The sequence below is a fragment of the Streptomyces finlayi genome, assembly GCF_014216315.1.
In the GTDB taxonomy this organism is placed as follows: domain Bacteria; phylum Actinomycetota; class Actinomycetes; order Streptomycetales; family Streptomycetaceae; genus Streptomyces; species Streptomyces finlayi_A.
Genome location: NZ_CP045702.1, coordinates 7,270,822 through 7,294,186, shown reverse-complemented (window position 1 = coordinate 7,294,186; position 23,365 = coordinate 7,270,822). Strand labels below are relative to the sequence as shown.

General features: G+C 71.5%; 18 protein-coding genes and 2 pseudogenes. 10 read left to right on the top strand and 10 right to left on the bottom strand.

The genetic code is table 11. The annotated features are described in order from the left end of the window. Positions 1 to 103 precede the first annotated feature (103 nt). Positions 104 to 1,014, top strand: a pseudogene (locus tag F0344_RS33510) (penicillin acylase family protein); the annotation flags it as partial. Here F0344_RS33510 and F0344_RS33505 read toward each other — a convergent pair. After that, positions 926 to 2,476, bottom strand: coding sequence for an acyl-CoA synthetase (locus tag F0344_RS33505; RefSeq protein ID WP_185302338.1), 1,551 nt, complete (start codon positions 2,474 to 2,476; stop codon positions 926 to 928). The pseudogene F0344_RS33510 and the gene F0344_RS33505 overlap by 89 nt on opposite strands. Continuing rightward, entirely contained in the window at positions 2,473 to 3,582 is a 1,110-nt protein-coding gene (locus tag F0344_RS33500) for an NAD(P)H-dependent flavin oxidoreductase (protein WP_185303007.1), read from the bottom strand. The genes F0344_RS33505 and F0344_RS33500 overlap by 4 nt, the downstream gene beginning before the upstream one ends. A 197-nt stretch (positions 3,583 to 3,779) precedes the next feature. On the opposite strand from F0344_RS33500, the gene F0344_RS33495 reads away from it, so the two are divergent. The 5 genes from F0344_RS33495 (at position 3,780) to F0344_RS33475 (ending at position 10,225) form a co-directional block, all read left to right on the top strand. Further along, positions 3,780 to 5,708: a serine hydrolase domain-containing protein gene (locus tag F0344_RS33495; protein ID WP_185302337.1), complete on the top strand. Its 1,929-nt coding sequence runs from the start codon at positions 3,780 to 3,782 to the stop codon at positions 5,706 to 5,708. Positions 5,709 to 5,950: 242 nt separating this feature from the next. Further along, positions 5,951 to 6,574: a hypothetical protein gene (locus F0344_RS33490; protein WP_185302336.1), complete on the top strand. Its 624-nt coding sequence runs from the start codon at positions 5,951 to 5,953 to the stop codon at positions 6,572 to 6,574. 504 nt (positions 6,575 to 7,078) lie between these two features. Then, on the top strand, positions 7,079 to 8,314 hold the full coding sequence (locus F0344_RS33485) for a DUF1565 domain-containing protein (protein WP_258050204.1): 1,236 nt from the start codon (positions 7,079 to 7,081) through the stop codon (positions 8,312 to 8,314). Then, positions 8,311 to 9,465: a GDSL-type esterase/lipase family protein gene (locus tag F0344_RS33480; RefSeq protein WP_185303005.1), complete on the top strand. Its 1,155-nt coding sequence runs from the start codon at positions 8,311 to 8,313 to the stop codon at positions 9,463 to 9,465. Before F0344_RS33485 ends, F0344_RS33480 begins: the two co-directional genes overlap by 4 nt. Before the next feature lie 133 nt (positions 9,466 to 9,598). Further along, the gene (locus F0344_RS33475; protein ID WP_308461016.1) at positions 9,599 to 10,225 is read left to right on the top strand and encodes a hypothetical protein; all 627 of its coding nucleotides are present in this window, start codon (positions 9,599 to 9,601) and stop codon (positions 10,223 to 10,225) included. Positions 10,226 to 10,228: 3 nt separating this feature from the next. On the opposite strand, the gene F0344_RS33470 is transcribed toward F0344_RS33475, so the two are convergent. The 3 genes from F0344_RS33470 to F0344_RS33460 are packed head-to-tail and all read right to left on the bottom strand — an operon-like array spanning position 10,229 to position 14,987. Further along, positions 10,229 to 11,788 carry a phytoene desaturase family protein gene (locus F0344_RS33470; protein WP_185302335.1) on the bottom strand — a complete coding sequence of 520 codons (1,560 nt, stop codon included), beginning with the start codon at positions 11,786 to 11,788 and terminating at the stop codon, positions 10,229 to 10,231. Positions 11,789 to 11,810: 22 nt separating this feature from the next. Next, entirely contained in the window at positions 11,811 to 14,072 is a 2,262-nt protein-coding gene (locus tag F0344_RS33465; RefSeq protein WP_185302334.1) for a serine/threonine-protein kinase, read from the bottom strand. 27 nt (positions 14,073 to 14,099) lie between these two features. Further along, positions 14,100 to 14,987, bottom strand: a complete 888-nt coding sequence (locus F0344_RS33460; RefSeq protein WP_185302333.1) for an oxygenase MpaB family protein — start codon at positions 14,985 to 14,987, stop codon at positions 14,100 to 14,102. Between the two features lie 108 nt (positions 14,988 to 15,095). On the opposite strand from F0344_RS33460, the pseudogene F0344_RS33455 reads away from it, so the two are divergent. Further along, positions 15,096 to 15,639: pseudogene (locus tag F0344_RS33455) on the top strand (cation:proton antiporter domain-containing protein); the annotation flags it as partial. A gap of 72 nt (positions 15,640 to 15,711) precedes the next feature. On the opposite strand, the gene F0344_RS33450 reads toward F0344_RS33455, so the two are convergent. The 3 genes from F0344_RS33450 to F0344_RS33440 all read right to left on the bottom strand — a co-directional run bounded on the left by F0344_RS33450 (position 15,712) and on the right by F0344_RS33440 (position 18,487). Beyond that, entirely contained in the window at positions 15,712 to 16,890 is a 1,179-nt protein-coding gene (locus F0344_RS33450) for an acyl-CoA dehydrogenase family protein (protein WP_185302332.1), read from the bottom strand. A 109-nt stretch (positions 16,891 to 16,999) separates the two neighbouring features. After that, a complete protein-coding gene (locus F0344_RS33445) occupies positions 17,000 to 18,157 on the bottom strand; it encodes a methyltransferase (protein WP_185302331.1) in 1,158 nt (385 codons plus the stop codon). A gap of 117 nt (positions 18,158 to 18,274) precedes the next feature. Then, positions 18,275 to 18,487 carry a hypothetical protein gene (locus tag F0344_RS33440; protein WP_185302330.1) on the bottom strand — a complete coding sequence of 71 codons (213 nt, stop codon included), beginning with the start codon at positions 18,485 to 18,487 and terminating at the stop codon, positions 18,275 to 18,277. 288 nt (positions 18,488 to 18,775) lie between these two features. Here F0344_RS33440 and F0344_RS33435 point away from each other — a divergent pair, with 288 nt between their 5' ends. Further along, complete coding sequence (locus tag F0344_RS33435) at positions 18,776 to 19,603, top strand: endonuclease I family protein (protein ID WP_185302329.1); 828 nt, start codon at positions 18,776 to 18,778, stop codon at positions 19,601 to 19,603. Positions 19,604 to 19,631: 28 nt separating this feature from the next. Here the strand turns inward: F0344_RS33435 and glsA are convergent, their stop codons facing one another. Both glsA and F0344_RS33425 read right to left on the bottom strand, forming a co-directional pair. Beyond that, complete coding sequence (gene glsA / locus F0344_RS33430) at positions 19,632 to 20,984, bottom strand: glutaminase A (RefSeq protein ID WP_185302328.1); 1,353 nt, start codon at positions 20,982 to 20,984, stop codon at positions 19,632 to 19,634. Between the two features lie 88 nt (positions 20,985 to 21,072). Continuing rightward, positions 21,073 to 21,567 (bottom strand): DUF1269 domain-containing protein, encoded by a 495-nt coding sequence (locus tag F0344_RS33425; RefSeq protein ID WP_185302327.1) that lies wholly within the window; start codon positions 21,565 to 21,567, stop codon positions 21,073 to 21,075. Positions 21,568 to 21,670: 103 nt separating this feature from the next. Between F0344_RS33425 and F0344_RS33420 the strand changes: the two genes are divergently transcribed. Together F0344_RS33420 and F0344_RS33415 are read left to right on the top strand one after the other, a co-directional pair. After that, on the top strand, positions 21,671 to 22,786 hold the full coding sequence (locus F0344_RS33420) for a baeRF3 domain-containing protein (RefSeq protein ID WP_185302326.1): 1,116 nt from the start codon (positions 21,671 to 21,673) through the stop codon (positions 22,784 to 22,786). A 142-nt stretch (positions 22,787 to 22,928) separates the two neighbouring features. Continuing rightward, positions 22,929 to 23,336, top strand: coding sequence for a hypothetical protein (locus F0344_RS33415; RefSeq protein WP_185302325.1), 408 nt, complete (start codon positions 22,929 to 22,931; stop codon positions 23,334 to 23,336). Positions 23,337 to 23,365: the final 29 nt, after the last annotated feature.

The following is a 23,365-nucleotide window of genomic DNA, read 5'->3' as shown; positions in this document are numbered from 1 at the left end:
GCGTGATCCTGGGCTGCCGCGCGCCGGTGGTCAAGTGAACGGGATGCCTGGGATACCGACCAGACGGTTGACAGGTACATGTATGGGCTGGCTGAGTGGCGCATGGCTGCCCGGACGCCCTGGGCAACCGCGTTTCGGCCCGGGGCTGCCGCTGCCGTGGACGACCGCATCCGCGTACGCGCTGAACGACCCCAACGCGACGAACCTGCGCGCGTCCGACACGGCCCTCGGCTTCAGCAGGGCGCGCGGTACCGCCGGGATCGAGTCCTTGTTGCGCCGTACGCAGGGCCTGCCCTGGGTGAACACGGTCGCCGCCGACTCCTCGGGGCACTCGTTCTTCTCCCAGTCGCAGGTGCTGCCGCGCATCACCGACGACCTGGCGCGGGACTGGGACCGGAGCGTGGACACCGCAGCCGGGGCGCGTTGCTGTTCGACCGTCTCTGGCGCAAGGCGGCGTCCGTACCCGCGGCCCAGCTCTGGAACGTGCCCTTCTCGGCCGCCGACCCGGTCCGCACACCGCACACCCTGAACACCTCGGCGCCGGGCGTCACCGCGGCCCTCGCCGACGCGGTGAAGGAGCTGCGGGCCGCCGGAATCGCGCTGGACCCCCCGCTCGGCGGGCACCAGTCTGTCGTACGGAACGGGAAGCGCGTTCCGGTCGGCGGCGGTACGGAGTCGCTGGGCATCTGGAACAAGATCGAGCCCGTGTGGAACCCGGCGAACGGCGGTTACACGGAGGTGTCGGCCGGCTCCAGCTGCATCCAGACGGTCGGCTGGGACGGCAGTGCGTGCCCGGGTGGCGCACGCTCGCCCGACCTGCGGGTGGTGCGGGTGCGTGAGGGGCCGGTAGCCCTTCGGATCCGGTGCTCGCCTGCGGCCCGCCCGGCACCGGAGCGCCGGGCGGGCACCCGGTCCGACGAGGAGTTCACATGGCGCGTGCGTGCCCCTCCCAGTACGGCTCGCGCAGGCGGCGCTTGTAGAGCTTCCCGTTGGGGTCGCGGGGCATCGCCGTGATGAAGTCGATGCTCCTGGGGCGCTTGTATCCGGCGAGCTGCCCTTCGCAGTGGCTGAGGATCTCGGCGGCGAGTGCGTCGCCGGGTTCCTGTCCCTCGGCCGGCTCGACGACCGCCTTGACCTCCTCGCCCCAGTCGGTGTGCGGGATGCCGAAGGCCGCCGCGTCGGCGACGGCCGGGTGGGTGAGGAGGGCCGCCTCGATCTCCGCCGGATAGATGTTGACTCCGCCCGAGATGATCATGTCGATCTTGCGGTCGCGGAGGAAGAGGTAGCCGTCCTCGTCGAGGATGCCGAGGTCGCCGACGGTGAAGAAGTCGCCGATGCGGTTCTTCGCGGTCTTGGTCTCGTCCCTGTGGTAGCTGAAGCCGCCCGTGCTCATCTTCATGTAGACCGTGCCGAGTTCGCCCGCCGGAAGGCGGTTGGCGTCGTCGTCGAAGACGGCGAGCTCGCTGATGGGCCAGGCCCTGCCTACCGTGCCCGGCTTCTTCAGCCACTCCTCGGCCGTGGCGAACGCGCCACCGCCCTCGCTCGCCGCGTAGTACTCCTCGACGCACCGGCCCCACCAGCCGATCATGGCGCGCTTGACGTGATCGGGGCAGGGGGCCGCGCCATGGATGGCGTGCCGCATCGACGACACGTCGTACCGCTCCCGCACCTCGGCGGGGAGGGCGAGCAGCCGGTGGAACTGGGTCGGGACCATGTGGGTGTGGGTGCAGCGGTGGGCGTCGATGGCGCGCAGCATCTCCTTCGGGGCCCACTTGTCCATCAGGACGAGTGGGTGGCCGATGTGCAGGGAAGCGCCCGCGAACTGGAGCACGGCCGTGTGGTAGAGCGGTGAGCAGACCAGGTGGACGTTGTCGTCGAAGGGCCTGATACCGAAGATGGCGAGGAAGCCGCCGAGATGGCTCTCCTCGGGGAGCCTGCCGGCGAGCGGTCTGCGGATGCCGCGCGGGCGGCCCGTGGTGCCGGAGGTGTAGTTCATGACCCAGCCCAGGGTGCGGTCGTCGGGCGGGGTGTCCGGCTGTCCGTCGAGCAGTTCGTCGTACGGGCGGAATCCGTCGGGGCCGCCGACGGCGAAGCGGTGGCTCGCCGGGAGTCCGGCCTCGTCGGCGGCGGCGGACGCGGCGGCGGCGAAGCGCTCGTGGGCGATGAGGACCTTCGCCCCGGAGTCGGAGACGATCCAGGCGATCTCCGCGCCGACGAGGTGGTGGTTGACGGGGACGAGGTAGAAGCCGGCCTGGGTGGCGGCCAGGTAGGCGGTGAAGAACTCGGCGCCGTTGGGCAGCACCGCGGCGAAGGCGTCGCCCCGGCGCAGCCCGGCCGCGCGCAGCCCGTGCACCATCCGGTTGGCGGCGGCGTGCAGGCGGCCCGCGGTCCACCGTTCGCCGCCGGGCGCGACGAGGACCGTACGGCCGGGGTCGTCCGTGGCCTGGGCCCAGAAGCCGTTGGGGGTCTGGTTCACGGGGCGCTCCTTCCGGCGATGCGGTTGACGCGGTCCACGGCGCGTTCGAAACCGCGGGTCAGATCGTCGAAGACGGCCTGGACGCTCCGCTCGGTGTCCATCGATCCGACGATCTGGCCGACCGGTGTGCCGAGCAGTGAGCCGATCTCGTACTTCTGGATTCTCGACACGGCGTCGGCGACCAGGAGGCCCTGGAGCGGCATGGGCAGGGTGCCGGGTCCTGCCTGGTCGTCCCAGGCGTCGGTCCATTCGGTACGCAACTGGCGTGCGGGTTTTCCGGTGAGGGCCCGGGAGCGGACGGTGTCGCCGGAGCCGGCTGCGAGGAGTTTGCGGGTCAGTGCGCGGGAGTGGAGGTCGGCCTCCTCGGTGGTGAGCCAGAGGGAGCCCAGCCAGACGCCCTGGGCGCCGAGGGCGAGCCCGGCGGCCACCTGTCCGCCGCTGCCGATGCCTCCGGCGGCGAGTACGGGAAGGGGGCCGACGGCGTCGACGACCTCGGGGACGAGCACCATGGAGGCGATCTCGCCCGTGTGGCCGCCCGCCTCGTATCCCTGGGCGACGATGATGTCGATGCCCGCCTCGGCGTGCCGACGGGCGTGCTTGGCGCTTCCCGCGAGGGCGGCGACGAGGACGCCCTGGGCATGGGCACGTGCGATGACGTCGGCGGGAGGTGAGCCGAGGGCGTTGGCGAGGAGTGCGATCGGGTGGTCGAAGGCCACGTCGAGCTGACCGCGGGCCACTTCCTCCATCCAGCCGGTGATACGCCAGCCGGACGCCTCGCCCTCGGCCAGTTCGGGGACTCCGTGTCTGGCCAGGGTCTCCTGCACGAAGCGGCGGTGCCCCTCGGGGATCATCGCTTCGACGTCGGCCTCCGTCACCCCCTCCACTTTCCTGGCCGGCATGACGACGTCGAGGCCGTACGGCTTGCCGTCCACATGGTCTGTCATCCAGTCGAGATCGCGCGCCAGGTCGTCGGGGGCGGTGTAGCGCACCGCTCCGAGTACACCGAGTCCGCCCGCTCTGCTGATGGCCGCGGCCACTGCGGGGAACGGCGTGAAGCCGAAGATGGCGTGCTCGATCCCCAGGTTCCTGCTCAGCTCCGTCTCCATGGGCGGCAGGATGCCGCAGCCGGGCGGGCGAGGGAAGAGGTTTTCTGACGTCACGTCAGATTCTTTGTTCCGTCAGGGGCGTACGGGGCGCGAGCGGTGACAGTAATCTCTGCGGCGGCAGGAAGTTTCACTGCCGGACGAGATTTCGAAAGTTACTTTCGCGCACGTGCTTCTACAGGGTGGGAGAGGGATTCCGGATGACCGAGGACGCGAGGGACACAAAGAACGCGACGGGCACGACGGGCGCGACGGGCACAGCAGGCGCGGCGGACGCGACGGACGCGGGAATCAGCCGCCGGAGGCTGGGCGGCGGGATACTGGCTCTGGGCGGCGCACTCGCCCTCGCACCGATTCCCTTCGCGGGGACGGCGGTCGGCGCGCAGCGGAGAGCGGGCGCATCCGGCGGGCAGATGTCGGACACAGGGGCGGAGGCCGGTACGGGCATGGGATCAGGTTCGGGGCGGCCCACACTGCGCCGCGGGTCGGCCGAGCGCGCCGGACTGCTCCAGGAGCCCCTGGACCAGCTCGTCGCCGATGCCGAGAGGTACCTTGCCGACTCCCCCAAGCACCCCTGGTACGCGGGCGCGGTGCTGCTCGCCGGGCGGAACGGCACGGTGGCACTGCACCGGCCGATCGGCAAGGCGGTGCGCTATGCGGCGTACGACGAGAAGTCCGACACCGGGGTGGAGTTCCCGGCGGACCAGCAGATCGCGATGGCCGAGGACACGGTCTTCGATCTGGCGTCGGTCTCGAAGCTGTTCACCTCGATGCTGGCGGTGCAGCAGATCGAGCGGGGCGAACTGGAGCTGGAAGCAGCCGTCGCCTCGTACCTTCCGGCATTCGCGGGCGGCGGCAAGCAGGACATCACGATCCGTCAGCTGCTCACACACACCTCGGGTTTCCGTTCCTGGATTCCGCTCTACAAGGAGCCGACCCGGGAAGGCAGGCTGGGGCTGCTGTGGAAGGAGGTGCCGGCCAGTGCGCCGGGCAGCGCGTATCTGTACTCCGACCTCAACCTGATCTCACTGCAGCTGGTCCTCGAGGAGATCACCGGTCGCGCTCTGGATGTGCTGCTCCGCGACGAGATCACCGCTCCGCTCGGGATGCACCGCACCCGGTACAACCCGCCCGCCGCCTGGAAGCCGAAGATCGCCGCCACCGAGGACGCCCGGCTCCCGTGGTCGGGCCTGGAGCGGGGCCTCGTCTGGGGCGAGGTCCACGACGAGAACGCCTTCAGCTTCGACGGGGTCGCAGGCCACGCCGGTGTCTTCTCGTGCGCCTGGGACCTCGCGGTCCTCGCCCGTACGCTGCTCAACGGCGGCGTCTACGGCAGGACCCGCATCCTGTCCGACGACTCCGTCGGGCTGCTGTTCACCGACTTCAACATCGCGTTCCCTGGCGATGAGCACGGTCTCGGCTTCGAGCTCTACCAGCACTGGTACATGGGCGCGATGGCCACACCCCGCAGCGCCGGCCACACCGGATTCACCGGGACCAGCCTGGTCCTGGACCCGACGACGGACTCCTTCCTGATCGTCCTCGGCAACTCGGTCCATCCGGTCCGCAGTTGGCGCTCCGGCAGTGCGCCGCGGGTGGCCACGGCGAACCAGATGGCGCGGGCCGTCGCCGTCACTCCCGCGGCGGGACGCACGGCCTGGTTCTCGGGGATGGCGAGCAGCACGACCGCCACGCTGTCCCTGCCGGCCCTGCACCCGGCCTCCGGACGGGCCCGGCTGACCTGCGCACTGTGGTGGGACACGGAGCCAGGGTCCGACGGGGTGCACCTGGAGGCCTCGACGGACGCGGGGACGAGCTGGCAGCCGGTGCCGTTCACGACGCTGCGCACGGACGGCGCACAGGACACCCGGCCCGTGCCGCACCCCACGGGTTCGGCGTCCGGCTGGTCGGGCCGCGTCTGGCACCGCCTCGACGCGGACCTGTCGGCCTGGCGCGGGAGGGACGTACGGCTGCGCTGGCGGTACAGCACGGACCGGTTGTACGTGGGACGCGGTGTGTACGTGGACTCCATCCGCGTCGAGGACGGCGACCGCACGGTCTTCAACGAGTCCCGGCCGAGCGACGCGCGGCGGATCGAGGCGGTGGGCTGGACGGTGTCGAAGGACTGAGAGCGCGGCAGGCCTCCATCAGGCCCGTCCGGCGACCGAGGCCGGAGCGGTTCGCCGGGCGGGCCCGCGCTTCACGCCACCCGTTCACGCTCCGGGGCTCGTTCCGCTACCGGCTGCACCGGACGGCTCCGGGCTTCGCCTTCAACATCGACCACGGCGACTGTCATGACCGGCGCAGCGGTCACAGCGCCGGGCTCTACTACCGGCTGGCCGCGCAGTACGGCATCGCGGAGGCCCAGTGGATGGGTGACCTGGCCTCGGGCGAACTCCCGTGGCAGGAAGCGGCCGAGAGCGGGGTGCGGCCGGGAATCCTGCCTCAGGCGTATCTGGAGTACCTCTGGTACGACCCGTCGGTGCCGGCCGCGCGTCCCACCGAGACGCGGGCGTTCTTCCCGGACCTGGGGCTGCTGGCGGCCAGGACCGGCTGGGACGACGACGCCACGATGGTGTCGTTCAAGGCGAGTCCCGGTGGTGGGCACCGGGCCTGGGAGACCGCGGAGAAGCACCGGGCGGAGCTGGGCTGGGAGACCTTGAACCAAGGGCACCACCATCCGGATTCGGGCTCGTTCGTGCTGGTGTCGCAGGGTGCGTTCCTCGCGGTGGACGAGGGGTACAGCAACCGCAAGCGGGCCGCCCACCACAATCTGCTGCTGGTCGACGGCCGGGGTACGCGGACGAGGACCGCTACCACGTCTACAAGGACATCCCGTTCCAGCGGCAGGCCAGGCAGCGCGATGTCCTCGTCGACGCCGAGGGCGGGTGGGCGCACTCCACCGCCGAGATCGCCGCGATGTACGACCCGGCTCTGGGGGTCCGCCGTCTCGGCCGGTCCCTGGTGTTCAGCCCGTCCGGGCGGCTGGTGCTGATGGATCTCGCCGGGGCCGACGAGGGCCGGGAGTGGACGTTCCTGCTCCAGACCGACCGGCCCACCGAGGCCGGGGCCGACGGCACCCGGCTGATCCGTACGGGCGCGGCCGTCGCCCGGGTCCATCAGTTCGCGCCGCCCGGCGCAACGGCCGTCTCCGAGGTCACGGAGGTGGAGGCCAACCCGACGTCCAGCACACCGGAGCTGCGTCTCACCCGCACGCTGCACACGCTGCGCGCGACGACCGCCAGGTCATCGGAGGCCCACTTCCTCACCGCGATCACGCCCGGCGCGTCATGCCGGACAGAACAGGTCCGCTGCGGGGAAGGTCACGGTGTCACCTTCGAGGGCGGGGAGGAGACCGTGCTGCTCTCCCCGTCGTACGCCGTATCCGTACCGGGACCGTCGATGCCCACGCCTCGTACCGCTGGGGCCCCTGCTTCTCGGCCCCAGCATCCCCGTACTGCTCGCTCTGTCCTTCGCAGATCCCAGGAGGCACACCCCCATGAGGCATCACCCGTTCACCGTGCTCGCCACCGCGCTGGCCGCCGTCCTAGGTCCTGTCTGGAGTTCCAGCGCGGGAGAAGGAGCGGCGTCCGGTGCCGTCGAATCCAAGGCGGAGGAGGGAGCGATGGCGGAGCCCTCGCGACTGACGACAACGCCGGAGGCGGCGGTGCCGGACGCCGCGACGCCGCGGGGGAACTCCAGACAGGACCTAGCGCCGCTCGCCTTCCCCGTCCCCTCCATCGCTGCCGGGACGGCGACGGCGTACTACGTCTCCCCGTCCGGCAGCGACGCCCACGCGGGTACGTCGGCGGGCGCCCCGTTCGCCACGATCCAGAAGGCGATGGACGTGGCCCCGACGGGCGCGGTCGTGAATCTCGCGGCGGGCACCTACCGGCAGGATGTGGTGACCAGGCGGGCCGGGGTCACGCTCACCGGCCCGTCCAACGCTGTGGTCAAGGGTGCGGGCGGGCCCCGGATCATCCAGGACTCGACGACACTGAGCGGCTTCACCGTGGACGGGCCGCACGGTTCGTCCACGGACGTGTCGGGCTACCGCCTCAAGCTCATCCATGTCATGAGCACGACTCCAGATAACGGTGTGGGCGCACTCCGCGTGACCGGTATGACCCTCAAGAACGCCGCCGACGAATGTCTGCGGCTGCGCTATCTCGTCACCGGCGCGGAGGTGAACGACAACACGATCAGCACCTGCGGAGTGGCCGACTTCAAGTTCGCCGGGGGCGGCAGATACGGGGAGGGCGTCTACCTCGGTACGGCGCCCGCACAGCAGGGCGCCAACGGGGCCCCGGACGCGGCGGCCGACGTCAGCCGGAACAACCGCATCCACCACAACACGATCGACACACAAGGCAACGACTGTGCCGACGTCAAGGAGAACTCGACCAACAACTACGTCGAGTACAACGACTGCACCGGCCAGAGGGACGCCGGCTCGGGTGGGCTCGACGCGCGCGGCAGCGGCAACGTCTTCCGCCGCAGCACGGTGTACGGAAACGTCGGCGCGGGTGTCCGGCTCGGTGGTGACACCGCCACCGACGGCATCGGCACCAGCGTCTACGGAAACACCGTCACCGGGAACGCGGGCGGCGGCGTCAAGTTCATGCGCACCCCGCAGGGCCCGGTGTGCACCAACACGATGAGCGGCAACACCGGGGGCGACGCGGTGGGCACGTACGCGAGCGAGTACGACCCGACCGGTGCGTGTCCGCGGTGACCGGCCGGAGCCCCGCGAGACGCGGGATCCTGACGGCGGCGGCGGGAATGGCCGGAGTGGCGGCGGTCGCCGTGGCCGCTCCCGGTGCCCGGGCGGCGGAACGTACGGGCGCTCCCGCCTCGCGCTGGACCACGTCCTGGGCGACGGTGCAGACCGCGCCGACGGCGAGCGACACGGTGGCGAGCGCGGGCCTGACGGACGGCGTCCACACGGCCGTGGTCCGGCTGTCGGCGGGCGGCCAGGTCCGGCTGCGGTACGGGAACGCCTTCGGGGCCGTGCCGATTCTGGTCGGTCCGGTGACGGCGGGCGGGCGCCCCGTGACCTTCGACGGCCGGCCCCGGGGATGGATGGCCGCGGGCGCCTCCCTGACAAGTGACCCGGTCGAGGGGCTACGGGTCTCCGAAGGTGCGCGGCTGTCGGTGGAGACCCGGCTGCCGGGCCCCACGGGTCCCCTGTCCTTCCACCGCAACACGCACGCCTCGCACACGGTCGACGGGGTGCGCACGAAGTCCGTGTTCCTCCTGACGGGCGTCGAGACGACGGGCGCCGAGGGGCCTGTCCTGGCCGTGCTCGGTGACTCCATCGCCGAGGGCGTCGGCACCCCCGACGACGCCGATCTGCGCTGGCCCGACCAACTCGCCCGGCGGCTGCCCGGATCGGCCGTCGCCAACCTGGGGATCAGCGGCAACCGGCTGCTGCTGAACGACACCCGGTTCGGGCCCGGCGGGCAGGCCCGCTTCGACAGGGACGTCCTCTCCCTGCGGGGCCTGCGGACCGTCCTCGTCCACCTGGGTGTCAACGACCTCCAGCAGCCGCCCAGCCAGACCGACCCGGCGCTCTACCTCGCCGGCTACCGGCAACTGGTGCTGCGGGCCCGCAACGCCGGGCTGCGGATCGTCGGCGCCACCATCGCCCCGTTCGAGGGCTGGGTCCGCTGGACGCCGGAGCTCGACGCCGTCCGGCGGCAGGTCAACCGCACGGTACGCACCGGCCGGGTCTTCGACGCCGTCGCGGACTTCGACACCGCGCTGCGTGATCCCGGGCGGCCTTCGCGCCTGCTGCCCGCACACGACAGCGGTGACGGCCTGCACCCCAGCCCCTCCGGTCATACCGCGCTCGCCGCGGCCGTCAACCGCCGACACCTCCTGTGAGGGCCACCATCAGTAATCCAGCCACCTCCCGGCGTACCGTCCTGGCCACCGCGGCCGCTCTCGGCGCGGCCGTCGCCCTGCCGTCACCCTCGCCGCGGGCACCACGCACGCGGCCGCCGGGGATGCCGCGGCGCTGCGCGGCCGCTGGCACACGCTGCTCACCGGCGGTCCCGGACTCGACCTGAGCGACCCGCGGATCGCCGCGGCCGCCGCCCGGATCGGCCGGGCCGCGGCCAGCGCCGCGGAGGGCCTCGGCCCGGCCGCCGCCGACGGGCTCTTCCCCGACCTGACCAGCACCACACTCTCGAATCACGTCACGACGTCGTTCAAGCGACTCGCCACGATCGCGACCGCGTGGGCCGTCCCCGGAACCCCGCAGTACGCCGACACGGCTCTGCGCGATCTCCTGCTGGCCTGCATCGACTGGATGCTGACGCACCGCTACGGACCCGCGCACACCCGCTTCGACAAAGACTGGGACTGGGAGATCGGCTCGGCGCTCGCGCTCAACGACGCCGCGGTGCTCCTGTACGACACCCTCGGCGCGGAACGCCTCTCCAGGATCACCACCGCCGTCCGCCACTACACGCCCGACCCCAACCTGTGGCGCGCCGACCCGCAGATCGCGACCGGCGCCAACCGGGTGTGGATCTCCACCGTCGTCGCCGTCAACGCGGTGCTGGGCGGAGTACGACCTGCCGCGCAAGACGGCGGCGCTGCGCGGCGTGTTCGGCCGGTAGCCCGGTTCGGTGGCGGGTGACGGTCACCGGCCCAGCGCCGCCATCGCGGCGTTGTGGCCGGGGACCCCGCTGACCCCGCCTCCGCGCACCGCGCCCGCTCCGCAGAGCAGCACGTTGGCGTGCGCGGTCTCGACTCCCCAGCGGCCGGTGGATTCCGTCGCGTAGGGGAAGGCCAGGTCCCGGTGGAAGATGTGGCCGCCGGGCAGCCGCAGGTCCCGTTCGAGATCGACCGGGGTCTTCGCCTCGATGCAGGGTGCCCCGTGCGCGTCCAGGGCGAGACAGCCGGCGATCGGTTCGTCCAGATGGGTGTCGAGTTCGGCGAGGGTGGCCTGGAGCAGCTCGGCGCGTGCCGCGTCGTTGTCGGCGGTGAAGAGCCGGGCGGGGGTGTGCAGACCGAAGAGCGTGAGGGTCTGGTAGCCGCGGGCCGCCAGGTCCGGGGCGAGGATCGACGGGTCGGTCAGCGAGTGGCAGTAGATCTCGGATGGCGGCGCGGTGGGCAGCCGGCCCCGCGCGGCGTCCCGGTAGGCGTCGGCGAGCTGTCCGTACCCCTCGGCGATGTGGAACGTTCCCGCGAACGCGTGCCTCGGGTCGACGGTGCGGTCCCGCAGCCGGGGCAGCCTCGTGAGCAGCATGTTGACCTTCAGCTGCGCACCCTCCGCCGGGGCGGGCGGCTCCTCGCCGAGGAGCGCGGCGAGGGCCTGCGGCGAGGCGTTGACGAGGACCCGCCGGGCGCCGATGACCTGCTGCGTGCCGGACGACCGCACGGTGACCTCGGCGTGTGTCCCGTCGGTCTCGATGCGGGTCACCTCGTGCAGCGGCCTGATCTCGGCGCCCGCCTCCCGGGCGGCGCGGGCGAGCGCGTCGGTCAGCGCACCCATGCCGCCCACCGGCACGTCCCAGTCGCCGGTGCCGCCGCCGATCACGTGGTAGAGGAAGCACCGGTTCTGCGCCAAGGAGGAATCGTGCGCGTCGGCGAAGGTGCCGATCAGGGCGTCCGTGAGCACCACTCCGCGTACGAGGTCGTCGGTGAAGTTCTCCTCGACGGCGATGCCGATGGGCTCCTCGAACAGCATCCGCCAGGCGTCCGGATCGCCGATCCGGCCCCGTAGTGCCTCGCGGGAGGGCAGCGGCTCGGTGAGCGTCGGGAACACCCGCTCGGCGACCCGGCCCGTCATGGCGTAGAAGCGCTGCCACGCCTCGTACTCCCGGTCCCCGCCGGTGAGGGCGGCGAAGGAGTCCCGGGTGCCGTCGCCGCCGACGAGCAGCCCGGTGGGCCGGCCGTTACGGACGGCCGGGGTGTAGGAGGAGACGGTCCGTCTGCGTACGGCGAAGGCGAGGCCCAGATCCTGGACGATCTTCCGGGGCAGCAGGGAGACCAGGTACGAGTACCGGGACAACCGGGCGTCGACCCCGGCGAAGGGGCGGGTCGAGACGGCCGCTCCCCCGGTGGTCCCCAGGCGCTCCAGTACGAGGACGGACTGTCCGGCGCGGGCGAGATAGGCGGCGGCGACCAGACCGTTGTGGCCGCCGCCCACGATCACGGCGTCGTAGCGGTACTGCGCGGGCGCGTCCTGTTCGGGCATGCACCTTCGTAACACGCCACGATCAGCCCTGACCAGAGGGCGCCCCGCGCTGTTGCCGCAACGTGGCGACCTGCCGGTACAGCTCGACGGCCTCGGTGCCCCGGCCCAGCTGCTCCAGGCAGTGCGCCTCGTCGTTGCGGCTGGCGAGCGCGTCCGGGTGGTCGGCGCCGAGCACCCGCGTCCTGGCCTCGGCGACCTGGCGGTAGACGGTGAGCGCGTCGGCCCAGCGGCCGAGCCAGCCGAGGCCGACGGCGATCTCGCGCCGGCTGACGAGCGTGTCGGGGTGGTCGGGGCCGAGGGTCCGCTCGCGGATCGCGCACACCTCGCGCGCTGTGGTCAGGGCCTCCTCCCAGCGGGCCATCCGCCCCAGATTGACGCCGAGCCCGTGGCGGGCGCGCAGCGTTTCGGCGTCGGCCGGCCCGCTGACCCGCGTGCGGTCGTCGACGAGAGCGCGGTACAGCTCCAGTGCCTCCGCGCTGCGTCCCAGCCGGCCGAGGCTCACACCGACCTCGTAGCGCGCGGAGAGCGTCTCCGGATGGTCGGAGCCGAGCGAGGTCGCGCGGGCCTGCGCGACCTCGCCGTACGCGCGCAGGGCCTCCTCCCAGCGCCCCAGCCGGCCCAGGGTGTACGCCACTTCGTAGCGGGTGACGAGCGTGTCCGGGTGGGTCGCGCCGAGCAGCCGGCTCCGCGCGTCCGCCACCTCGTGCGCCATCCGGTACGAGTCCTCCAGGCGCCCGAGCCTGCTCAGGTTGAACGCCAGGTTGTGACGGCAGCGCAGGGTGTCCGGGTGGTCGCGCCCCATGGTGCGCTCGCGGGACGCGAGCACGACGGCGTACACCTGGTGGGCTTCGAAGTGCCGGCCGAGCTGACCCAGGACGTACGCCGTTTCCTGCCTGGCCGCGAGGGTCTCCGGATGGTCGGGGCCGAGGGCGCGTTCGCGGCCGTCGGCGACCCGGCCGAACTCCCGCAGGGCGTCGGCCGCACGGCCGGTCCGGCTGAGGGTGAACCCGACCTCGTAACGGCTGGCGAGCGTGTCCGGGTGGTCGGGGCCCAGCGCGTGTGCGCGTTCGGCGGCGACCGCGCGGTGCACCTCGCCTGCCTCCTCCCAGTGGCCGAGGCGTCCCAGGTTCAGGCCGGCGCTGTGGCGGTTGGCGAGGGTGGACAGCAGTTCCGGCGAGGGGGTGGGCCGTTCGCCGCGGACGGCGGGGAAGGAACCGGGGAGGGCACGCAGGTCGGTGCCGGTCGTCCACTCGCCGGTCAGGCCCGCCGAGTGGTCGGGCAGCGGGAAGCCGGCGGCCGCCGTGCCGGTCGCCTTGTGACCCGTGGTCATGTCGCGGGTCCAGGACGGGAGTCTCGGCGGGTGGGTGCCGGCAGGGTGCTCGACGAGGACAGGAGGTGCGAGGCGGACGTGCCCGTAGGCCTGTGGCTGTTCGCCGGTACGTCCGTGGAGGATGCGTCGGCGCAGGTCGCCCGCGTCGACGGGGCGTTCACCCGGAGCCTTGGCCAGCAGGTCCAGGACGACCTGGTCGAAGAAGCCGGGGAGTTCCGCGCGGTGGCTGCGCAGCGGCTGGGGCTGGGTGTCCCGGTGTCCGACGAGGACGGCCCAGGCATCGTCCAGGTCGAACGGCGGCACGCCGGTGGCGATCTCGTACAGCACACAGCCCAGCGAGTACAGGTCGCTGCGGTGGTCGACGTCGCCCCCGCTGATCTGTTCCGGCGACATGTAGTGCGGGGTGCCCATGGCGATGCCGGTGCCGGTGAGACGTGAGGTGAAACCGATGTCGTGGCCGAGGCGTGCTATGCCGAAGTCGCAGATCTTCACCGTGCCGTCGGCGAGGCGCATGATGTTGGCGGGCTTGAGGTCCCGGTGCACGATGCCCTGCTGATGGGTGTAACCCAGGGCGTCGGCGACCTGCTCGGCGATGTCGACGACCTCGGGCACGGGCAGCGGGTGCTGCTTGTTGTCCTCCAGGAGCTGGCTGAGGTTGCGCCCGTCGAGGAGTTCCATGACGAGGTAGAGGACGCCTTCGTGCTCACCGAAGTCGTGGACGACGGTGACTCCGCGGTGCTGGAGCGCGGCGGCCACCCGGGCCTCGCGGCGAAAGCGCTCCCGCAGAATCCGGGTGAACGACTGGTCGTGCTGGGAGCCCAGGGGTTTGAGGCATTTGACGGCCACCTGACGGCCGAGCGATTCGTCGCGGGCCCGCCACACCTCGCCCATGCCCCCGCGCCCGATGACATCGAGCAGCCGGTACCGGCTCTGGATCAGCCTGGTCTCCGCCATCGTGTGCTGTCGCCCCCGTCGCTTCGCCTACCCCTGCGCCCTCCCCGGCCCGTCCAGTATGGCGGGCTGTCTGCGGAGATTGTGCGGGGCGGGGCGGCTGCCGGGACCGAGCCGGTCCATGGCCTTCAGAATGTGCTGGGGCGGCAGTTGCCAGCGCAGCCGCGCGGGAACGCCGCGCAGCACCGCTCCGGTGGCCCGCAGACGGCGGTCGACCGTGTGCGGGGAGGGTGCCGGTCTGCCGTACAGCGCGTGGGCGTACGGAGGCAGCGACTGGTAGGCGAGTGCTGCCACGCGTCGCCAGAGCAGGGCGCGCGCCGGGACCAGCAGGGCGTGGACCGGCGGGCTGCGCAGGAAGTCGTCGACTTCGGCGGCCTCGGCTCCGGCGGCGAGTTCGGGCCCCACCCGTTCGAAGTAGGCGGCGAGCTGCGCGGTGGTGGCGGGGACGTCGGCGGGGTCGAGCCCGACCAGGCGCGCGCTCTGCCGGTGTTCGGCGACGTAACGGTCGGCCTGGGCGTCGGTGAGGGGGAAGCCCGACCGGCGCTGGACCTGGACGTAGGAGTCAACTTCGGCGCAGTGCACCCACAGGAGCAGTCCGGGCTCGTCGACGCCGTAGATCTCCCCGGTCGCCGGGTCCTTCGCCTTGAGCAGGCGGTGAATCCTGCGGACCCGGGCGCCGGCCTGCTCGGCGGCCTCCGTGGTGCCGTAGGTGATGGTGCCGACGAAGCTCGCCGTGCGCATGAGCCGGCCCCAGGCGTCATGGCGGAAGTCGGAGTTCTGGATGACTCCGCGCACGGCGCGCGGATGCAGTGCCTGGAGGTAGAGTGCGCGTACTCCGGCGATCCACATCATGGGGTCGCCATGCATCTGCCAGGTGACCGATTCGGGACCGAAGAGCCCCGGATCCGTGTCCTTCATCTGCTGGCACCTTCCGCTCGGCGGAACGGCCATGGTACGGCGCTTCGCGCGAACCCGGGAGCCGGAATCACGGCGTCCGGCCCATCGACACCCGTCCGTAGTGAACCGGTGAGTCTTGCGGCGGGCAGCGCCACCCCGGCCATCGCCCTCGGAGTCGCGGGTCTCGTCCTGTTCCTCGCCGTCCGTTTCGGCCGGGATCATCTCCCGTTTCGTCTCCAGCGACGACCCCGAGAAGCTCCTGATCGTCGTGCTCGGCCTGACCCTTCTGGTCGCCGGTCTCGCCCAGCAGCTCCAGGTCTCCGCCGCCGTCGGCGCGTTCCTCGTCGGCATCGCCCTGTCGGGAGAGGTCGCCGAAGGTATCTCCGCCAAGGGCCGCTGGCGGGCGGGCAAAACCCTGGTCGCGCGGGGCGAGTTCTCCATCGTCATCGCAGGCCTCGCCGTCACCGCGGGCATCGAGCCCGCTCTCGGCCCGCTGGCCACCGCCTACGTACTGGTCCTCGTCATCATCGGACCGCTCACCGCCCGCTACACCGAACCCGTCGCCACCCGCCTGAGCCGACGCCGCAAGCCCTCCTCCGCCCCTGGGGCCGCGGAGACGCAGGCCCTGCCGGAGGCACTGGATCCGGTGGACGACGGTGCGGCCGGCCGGTGACGACGCCCGGGAATCCTGGTGCCCGCCGCCCCCGGCGGGTGACAACAGCCCTCAACGGTGGCCGGTCGCACCTCAGCGCCTGACCCGTGGCATCCCCAGGCCGATCCAGGAGATGATCTCCCGCTGGATCTCGTTGTTGCCGCCGCCGAAGGTGAAGATGACGGCCGACCGGTAGCCGCGTTCGAGTTCTCCGTGCAGGACCGCGCCCGCCGAGCCCTCCTTGAGCGGGCCCGCGGAGCCGACGATCTCCATCAGCCAGGCGTAGGCGTCACGGCGGGCCTCGGAGCCGTAGACCTTGACGGCCGACGCGTCGTGCGGGGTGAGGGTGGAGTGCTGGAGTGCCGAGACCATCTGCCGGTTGAGAAGTTTCATGGCGTCGAGGCGGGTGTGTGTGCGGGCCAGCCGGGCGCGGACCCAGCCGAGGTCGATGACCCGGCGGCCGTCCGTCAGCTTCGTCTCGGCGGCCCAGTGCTGGACGTTGTGGAGTGCGCGCACGGCCATGGTGCCGTGGGCGGCGAGGGTCACGCGTTCGTGGTTGAGCTGGTTGGTGATGAGCCGCCAGCCCTTGTTCTCCTCGCCGACGCGGTGGGAGACGGGGACCCGGATGTTCTCGTAGTAGCTGGCGGTGGTGTCGTGCGAGGCCAGGGTGTTGATCAGCGTGCAGGAGTAGCCGGGGGCGCTCGTCGGCACCAGGAGCATGGTGATGCCCTTGTGGGGCGGGGCGTGCGGGTCGGTGCGCGCGGCGAGCCAGACCCAGTCGGCCGTGTCGCCGTTGGTGGTCCAGATCTTCTGGCCATCGACGACGTACTCGTCGCCGTCGCGCACGGCCCGCGTCTTGAGAGCCGCCAGGTCGGTACCCGCGTCGGGTTCGCTGTAGCCGATCGCGAAGTCGATCTCGCCCGCGAGGATCTTCGGCAGGAAGTCCGCCTTCTGTTCCTCGGTGCCGAACTGCATGATCGTGGGACCGACGGTGTTGAGCGCCATCAGCGGCAGGGGTACCCCGGCCTGGGCGGCCTCGTCGAAGAAGATGAACTGCTCGACCGGGGAGAGCCCGCGTCCGCCGAACTCCTCCGGCCAGCCTACGCCGAGCCAGCCGTCGCGGCCGAGGCGCCGGACCGTCTCGCGGTAGAAGCGTTTCTGGGCGGCGGGCTCGGCATACCGCGCGTACGCGTCGTCGGGCACCAGCGCGGCGAAGTAGCTGCGCAGCTCGGTGCGCAACCGCTGCTGATCAGGCGTGTATTCGAGGTGCACGGCCCCTCCAGATGTCTCGCGGTCGCGTCGCCCGTGTGCGGCGGCGCACACAGTAGAACGTGTTGCAAGAATCCGGAAGGGCCGTGGAGCTCATGGACCCCGAAGGCCGTCAGCGCTTGACGGCGCGCAGGACGACGAACTTCGGGTCCCCCGCGATGGTGGTGCAGTTGCCGAAGATCCGGCGCAGCAGGACGTGGTAGCTGAGGTGCCGGTTGCCGACGACCCACAGCTCGCCGCCCTGCCGCAGCGCGGTGCGCGCTCCGACGAACATGTTCCGGGCGGTGGCGTCCGTGGTCGCCTGATGGGAGTGGAACGGCGGGTTGTTGAGGACCAGGTCCGCACTCCCCCGCTCGACATCGGTCAGCCCGTCGCCGACGACGAAGGCCGCCTCGGCGTCCGGGCCGAGGTTCTCCCGGAAGGTCGCTTCGGCGGAGGCGACCGCCAGGTACGACTCGTCGGCGAAGGTGACCACGGCCTCGGGGTTGGCCAGTGCGGCCGCGGTTCCGAGTACGCCGTTTCCGCAGCCCAGGTCGACGACCCGGTCGGGGCCGGTCCGCTTGGGGAGGTGGTTCAGAAGGAAGCGGGTGCCGATGTCGAGCCGCTCGGCACAGAAGATGCCGGCGTGGTTGGTGACGGTACGGCCCGAGGCGATGCCGACGTCGCCGGGGAGGTCGTAGCGGAGCGGCCAGGGGCTGGGGGTACGGGCCAGTTCCGGGTCCGGGGTGCAGAAGATCAGCCGGGCCTTCTTCACCGCCAGAGAGGTGCGGGTGGGGCCGATGATCCGCTCGAAGAGCTTCAGCGTGGAGGTGTGGATCTCCTTGACCATGCCGGTCGCCATGACGACGGTGCCTGCGTGAACGGCGGACGCCAGACGGTGCAGCTGGTCCTCCAGGAGCGCGAGGCTCTTGGGCACCCGCACCAGCAGGACGTCGATCCGCTCCGGAGGGGCGTCGAGGGCCGACAGGAGCCGTACGGAGCCCGCGTCGGCTCCGTTCCTGTCGAGGTTCGCCAGGGTGGCCCGCTGCGCGAGGTGGGAGTCGGTGATCTGCACGGGCGCGTGCTCCGCGAGCACGGTGGTGAGGGCTCCCCAGCGGTCGCCCACCACCACGACGGTGCCGGACAGGTCGACCGGTGCGGCGTCATCGATCCCCTCCAGCTGCCGCAGCAGGTACTCATCGGCGGCGTCCCACGCGCGGAAGGGGTCGCGGGGGCTCTCGGGGAAGCGGGCGAGGTCGAATCCGCCCTGTGACGTCGTCAAACGATTCATATTGCACTCAGGCTAACCGAGGGAGAGGGGAGCACCCCACACACTCCCCGCCCATGGCGACGGCTCCGCCAGCGGGGTCCGGCACGCGTACGCCTGCCGGACCCCGCCGGACGCCGTCTACGGAAGCCGCTTGTCGATCGCCGACCGCCCCTCCGCGGCGATCCTGCCTCGCGCCCACTTCAGATTCTCGGGCGTCAGGTCCCGCCCGGAGGCGAGGACCAGGTCCTCGGCACTCGGATCGTCGCTACCGCCGGTATGCAGCAGACGGTCGGGAGTCACCCCCTGGACCTCCGGCACGGTCACGGTGATGGATTCGGGATCTTCGCTCATGCCGCCTCCTCGTCCTTGCCGCAATTCTCACGCCGCACGCGCGTCCCCGCATCCGAAGCCACCGAACCCGCCCCTCCGGGACCCACGAAGCCCGCAAGGCTACACGGGGCCCGCCGAGGTGCCACACGACGAAGACCACTTGACCTGCACATGATAGGTACGCAGCGTTCACACCTCGGTCACCGTGCGTGTGGGAGGCTCCCGCCTGAAAAGCCTTCGCACGACCACCGCGACCGCACCCCACAGAAGCGGATCCGCGGTGCCCCGTTTCCGGAGAGGACACCCCACATGTCCGTTCGCCCCCGCGTCTACGCGCGTCCGCTGCTGGCCGCCATAGCCACCGTCGCGGTGCTCACCGGCACCGCGGCCGCCGCACCTCAGGCCTCAACGGCCTCAGCGGCCTCGACGCCCTCAACGGCTTCCGCCGCCCTCGACGACACCTACTACCAGGACGCGCTCGGCAAGACCGGCCCCGCGCTCGAGTCCGCGCTGCACACCATCATCAGCGACCAGACCAGGCTCAGCTACAGCCAGGTGTGGGACGCGCTCAAGGACACCGACGAGGACCCCACCGACTCCTCGAAGGTGATCCTGCTCTACACCGGCCGCTCGCAGGCGAAGAGCGAGAACGGCGGTGACTCCGACCAGTGGAACCGTGAGCATGTCTGGGCCAAGTCGCACGGTGACTTCGGCACCGCGACCGGCCCCGGCACCGACATCCACCATCTGCGCCCCGAGGACGTCTCGGTCAACTCCACGCGCGGCAACAAGGACTTCGACAACGGTGGAAGCCAACTCGGCGAGGCGCCGGGCAACTACACCGACAGCGACTCCTTCGAGCCGCGTGACGCCGTCAAGGGCGATGTCGCCCGCATGATCCTCTACATGGCGGTGCGCTACGAGGGCGACGACTCCTTCTCCGACCTCGAACCGAACGAGAGCGTGGACAACGGCTCGGCCCCGTACATCGGCAGGCTCTCCGTGCTGAAGCAGTGGAACCAGGAAGACCCGCCTGACAGTTTCGAGCAGCGCCGCAACGACGTCGTCTTCGACCGGTACCAGCACAACCGGAACCCGTTCATAGACCACCCCGAGTGGGTCGAGGCCATCTGGTAGCGGCAGTCCGCAGGCTCACCGCGGCCGCTCAGTCGCCCTCCGCGAGGACCCGTGCGCACTCTTCGACGGCCTCCTCGCGGGAGGCGAAGCGCGGCAGTTCCTGGCCGGTGCGCTCCCGCGTGGGACCGAGTGGTCCGAGGCGGCCCGCCGGGTCGACCACGGCCGCGCGGCGGCCGTCCTGCGCCAGCCGGGCCAGACCCGCGTGCAGCATGGCGAGGGCCACGCTGTCGATGGTGGTCACCTCGCGCAGATCGAGCACCACGGATCCGGTCCGGTCCGGCCCCGACTCGTCCAAGGCGAACAGCACCCGTTCCGCGGCGGTGAAGTCGAGCGCGCCCTGCGCGGCGACGACGCCGACCCGTTCGCGCAGGGCGCGCTCGGGGCCCCCGGCAGGTGCGGTGGGCAGGTCGTCCGCGGTGGTGGCGAGTGTGACGGTCGATCCGGACAGCGCCGGATTGTTCATGAGGTGGAGCCCGAACCGCTGCGAGAGCGCGACCAGCGCCCCGTACCCCCGCACCGAGGTGCCGGTCGCGTCCAGCGGCGGACTGTACGCAGCCAGGCCGAAGCGCGCCGGTCCGGCGGCGATCAGGCCGCCGGACACCCCGCTCTTGGCCGGGAGTCCCACGCGGAGCAGCCAGTCCCCCGAACCGTTGTACATCCCGCAGGTGGCCATCACCGCGAGGACCTGCGCCGCGACGGCCGCCGTGACGACGGTCTCGCCGGTGACCGGGTTGACGCCGCCGTGCGCGAGGGTCGCCGCCATCGTGGCGAGGTCGACGGCGGTGGCCCGTACCGCGCACTGCCTGAAGTACGTCTCCACCGCCGCGACCGGGTCGAAGGGGAGGAGGCCCGCGCTGCGGATCAGATAGGCGAGGGCCCGGTTCCGGTCGCCGGTCGCCGCCTCGGAGGCGTACACCTCCTCGTCCACGTCCAGCTCCCGTCCGGCGAACCGGCCGAGGAACCGCAGGATGCGCTCGAAGGCCGCCTCGTCCGGGGTACCCGGAATCAGTGCGGTCGTCACGATGGCGCCCGCGTTGACCATGGCGTTGTCGGGCCGGCCGGTCGCAGGCTCCAGGCTGATGGCGTTGAACGCCTCCCCACTGGGTTCGGCGTTCACCCAGCGGCCCACCTCGTCCAGACCGAGGACCGACAGCGCGAGGGCGTAGACGAAGGGTTTGGAGATGGACTGCAGGGTGAAGGGCACGTCCGCGTCACCGGTGCTGTAGCGATGGCCGTCCATGCTGACGAGAGCCAGCCCGAAGGCGTCCGGGTCGGCCCGGGCCAGCTGGGGGATGTACGCGGCGGGCAGGCCCTCGCGGACGCCGGCGAAGCGGCTGTGCAGTTGTCCCAGCGCGTCGGTCACCGCGTCGGCGGCGCTCATCCGGGCGGGGGTGGGGCCGAGGGCGGCCCGAGGTGGGGTGGGGCTTCAGCTGGAGTGAGTGAGCAGGGTCCGGATCGTTCGGCGGCGGTCATTCCGTGTCGTCACCGAAGATGTCACGGAGCCTGGCCTCGCGCTCGGTGTCCAGGTTGCTGTGCAGCAGTTCGGCGCCGCCGCCGGGGAGCAAGTCGCTGATCCGGTCGGGCACCTCGTCCCTGGTGAGCAGGAACAGCGCTGACGTGCCCGGGGTCACCCGCTGTTTCACTTCGGCGATGAAGTCGTCGTCGATGCCGATGTCGGCGAGCTTGCCTCCCAGCGCGCCGGCCGCGGCACCGACGGCGGCGCCGAGCAGGGGCATGAGGAAGATGAGGCCGAAGAGCATGCCCCAGAACGTCCCGCTCAGCGCACCGGCGCCGACGAGGTTGCGCAACTGCTTCGTCCTGGGCTTCGGCCGGTCCGCCTGCCAGCTGACGACGGCGGCGTCCAGGATCTTGCCGAGCCCTTCCTTCTGGAGCGACTTCAGCGTCGTCTCGATACTCTCCGCGGCGTCCGCCGACTGGAACTTCCACACGGTGAGCGTGGACATCGCAGCTACCTCCGAAGCATCGAACGGCCAATTCGCTCATATTAGGATCAAACGATATGAATTGACTCGTTGAAGCATCTGCCACGACCCCCGGGAGGGAACGATGGATACGGACGCCCTGACCGCCGACCTGCTGCAGGACCTGCGTGCGACGAGGCCCTATCCGGCCCTGTCCCTGACGATGCCGACCCACCGCCGCGCGCCCGACAACGCGCAGGACGCCGTACGGCTGCGCAACCTGGTGGCGGAGGCGTCGAGCCGGCTGGAGGCGGACCCGGACGTGACGCGCGAGGTCCGGACCGCCGTGAGGGAGCAGTTGGACCGCGCGGTCGCCGAAGTGGACCCGCGCAGGGCCCTGGACGCCCTCGTCGTCTTCGCCACGGCCGACGACTACCAGATCTGGCAGGTACCCCGCACCGCACCGCAGCGCGTGGTCCTCAGCGACACCTACCTCACCAGGAACCTGGTCGCTGCGAAGGCACAGGCACGTCCCTTCTGGGCGCTGACCGTGTCCGGCCATCACGCCACGCTCTGGAGCGGGACGACGGAGGCGGTACACCAGGAGAAGCGGCCCGGACTTCCGCTGACGGCTCCGCACGAGCCGCCGAACCCGCAACGCGAGGAACGGATCGGCGATACGCCCAGCATCTTCAGCAACGAGGACACCCGGCACTTCCTGCGCACCGTGAACGAGCACCTGCGCACCCTCCTGGCCACCGAGCCCCGCCCGCTGTATCTGGTCGGGCTCGCTCCCGCGCTCTCCCTGCTGGACGAGGTGGGCGAGGCGTCCAGGTCCGCGGTCGGCCGGGTCACCAAGGGCGCACCCGCCGACAGCACACCGGCCGAGCTCCTCAAGGAGCTGCGCCCGGCACTCGACAGCCACCGCGAGCGCACCGTGGAGGAGATCGAGGCCAGACTCGACGCCGCGCGCGGCAGCCGCACGTTCGCCGGCGGCCTCGACGAAGTGTGGGCCGCGGTACGGGAGGGCAGGGCCGGACTGGTCGCGGTGGAGGAGCACTTCCAGCGGACGGTCGAGGTCAGCGACGGGCATCTGAAGCCGGTGGATCCCGCGGCCGCCCGGGACACGACGGGCCAGGTCCGCGAGGACATCGTCGACGAACTCGTCGAGGCCGCCCTGGACAGCGGCGCCGATGTGGTCTTCCTCGCCGACGACGCCCTCTCCTCGCACGGCCGGATCGCGGCGGCGCTGCGCTACTGAACGCGAGGAACGACGGGCGCGCCGCGGTCAGGTGCGGCACATCCTCGCGTGTCACTGTCAGGAAATCATACGATTTATGCCTATGTTTGACCCTCCCTGTCCGATCCTCCCGATCGGGCTCGCACACGAAGGAGAGTCATCCATGGATCGCTGCAGGCGCGTATCGGCGGCCGTCGTGACGGCGGTTGCCGTACTCGCGGGTGCTGCGGGCGGGGCCGCGGCCTCGTCCGATGTCCCCGCCCCGCCCGTCTCGCCGAGCGCGGGGAAGCACATGGCACTTCCCGCACTGAGCGCGACGGCGACGGCTACCAGCGTGCTGGCCTGGCAGGAGTTCCGGGTCCACGGTCCGGCCCGGAACATCCCGGCCGGCACCGAGGTCACCCTTCAGCAGAAGCGGGGCAGCCAATGGGTCTCCCTGCCCGCTTCGATGAGCACCAACCTCGACCACACCTACAGTCTGCGTGTGCTGCTCGGTGTCAAGGGCGAGAACGCCCTGCGGATGGTCGGGGGCGGCGCGGTCTCGCCCGTCGTGCGGGTGACCGTGCGCTGACCAGCAGGGCACCAGCCGCAGGGTTCCGG

Bases quoted from the DNA above. Each gene is read 5' to 3' on its own strand.
- F0344_RS33500 (WP_185303007.1), bottom strand. From the start codon at position 3,582: ATGGAGACGGAGCTGAGCAGGAACCTGGGGATCGAGCACGCCATCTTC.
- F0344_RS33445 (WP_185302331.1), bottom strand. From the start codon at position 18,157: ATGAATCGTTTGACGACGTCACAGGGCGGATTCGACCTCGCCCGCTTC.
- F0344_RS33465 (WP_185302334.1), bottom strand. From the start codon at position 14,072: ATGGCGGAGACCAGGCTGATCCAGAGCCGGTACCGGCTGCTCGATGTC.
- F0344_RS33425 (WP_185302327.1), bottom strand. From the start codon at position 21,567: ATGTCCACGCTCACCGTGTGGAAGTTCCAGTCGGCGGACGCCGCGGAG.
- F0344_RS33460 (WP_185302333.1), bottom strand. From the start codon at position 14,987: ATGAAGGACACGGATCCGGGGCTCTTCGGTCCCGAATCGGTCACCTGG.
- F0344_RS33420 (WP_185302326.1), top strand. From the start codon at position 21,671: ATGGATACGGACGCCCTGACCGCCGACCTGCTGCAGGACCTGCGTGCG.
- F0344_RS33415 (WP_185302325.1), top strand. From the start codon at position 22,929: ATGGATCGCTGCAGGCGCGTATCGGCGGCCGTCGTGACGGCGGTTGCC.
- F0344_RS33470 (WP_185302335.1), bottom strand. From the start codon at position 11,788: ATGCCCGAACAGGACGCGCCCGCGCAGTACCGCTACGACGCCGTGATC.
- F0344_RS33440 (WP_185302330.1), bottom strand. From the start codon at position 18,487: ATGAGCGAAGATCCCGAATCCATCACCGTGACCGTGCCGGAGGTCCAG.
- F0344_RS33495 (WP_185302337.1), top strand. From the start codon at position 3,780: ATGACCGAGGACGCGAGGGACACAAAGAACGCGACGGGCACGACGGGC.
- F0344_RS33485 (WP_258050204.1), top strand. From the start codon at position 7,079: ATGAGGCATCACCCGTTCACCGTGCTCGCCACCGCGCTGGCCGCCGTC.
- glsA (WP_185302328.1), bottom strand. From the start codon at position 20,984: ATGAGCGCCGCCGACGCGGTGACCGACGCGCTGGGACAACTGCACAGC.
- F0344_RS33435 (WP_185302329.1), top strand. From the start codon at position 18,776: ATGTCCGTTCGCCCCCGCGTCTACGCGCGTCCGCTGCTGGCCGCCATA.
- F0344_RS33490 (WP_185302336.1), top strand. From the start codon at position 5,951: ATGGGTGACCTGGCCTCGGGCGAACTCCCGTGGCAGGAAGCGGCCGAG.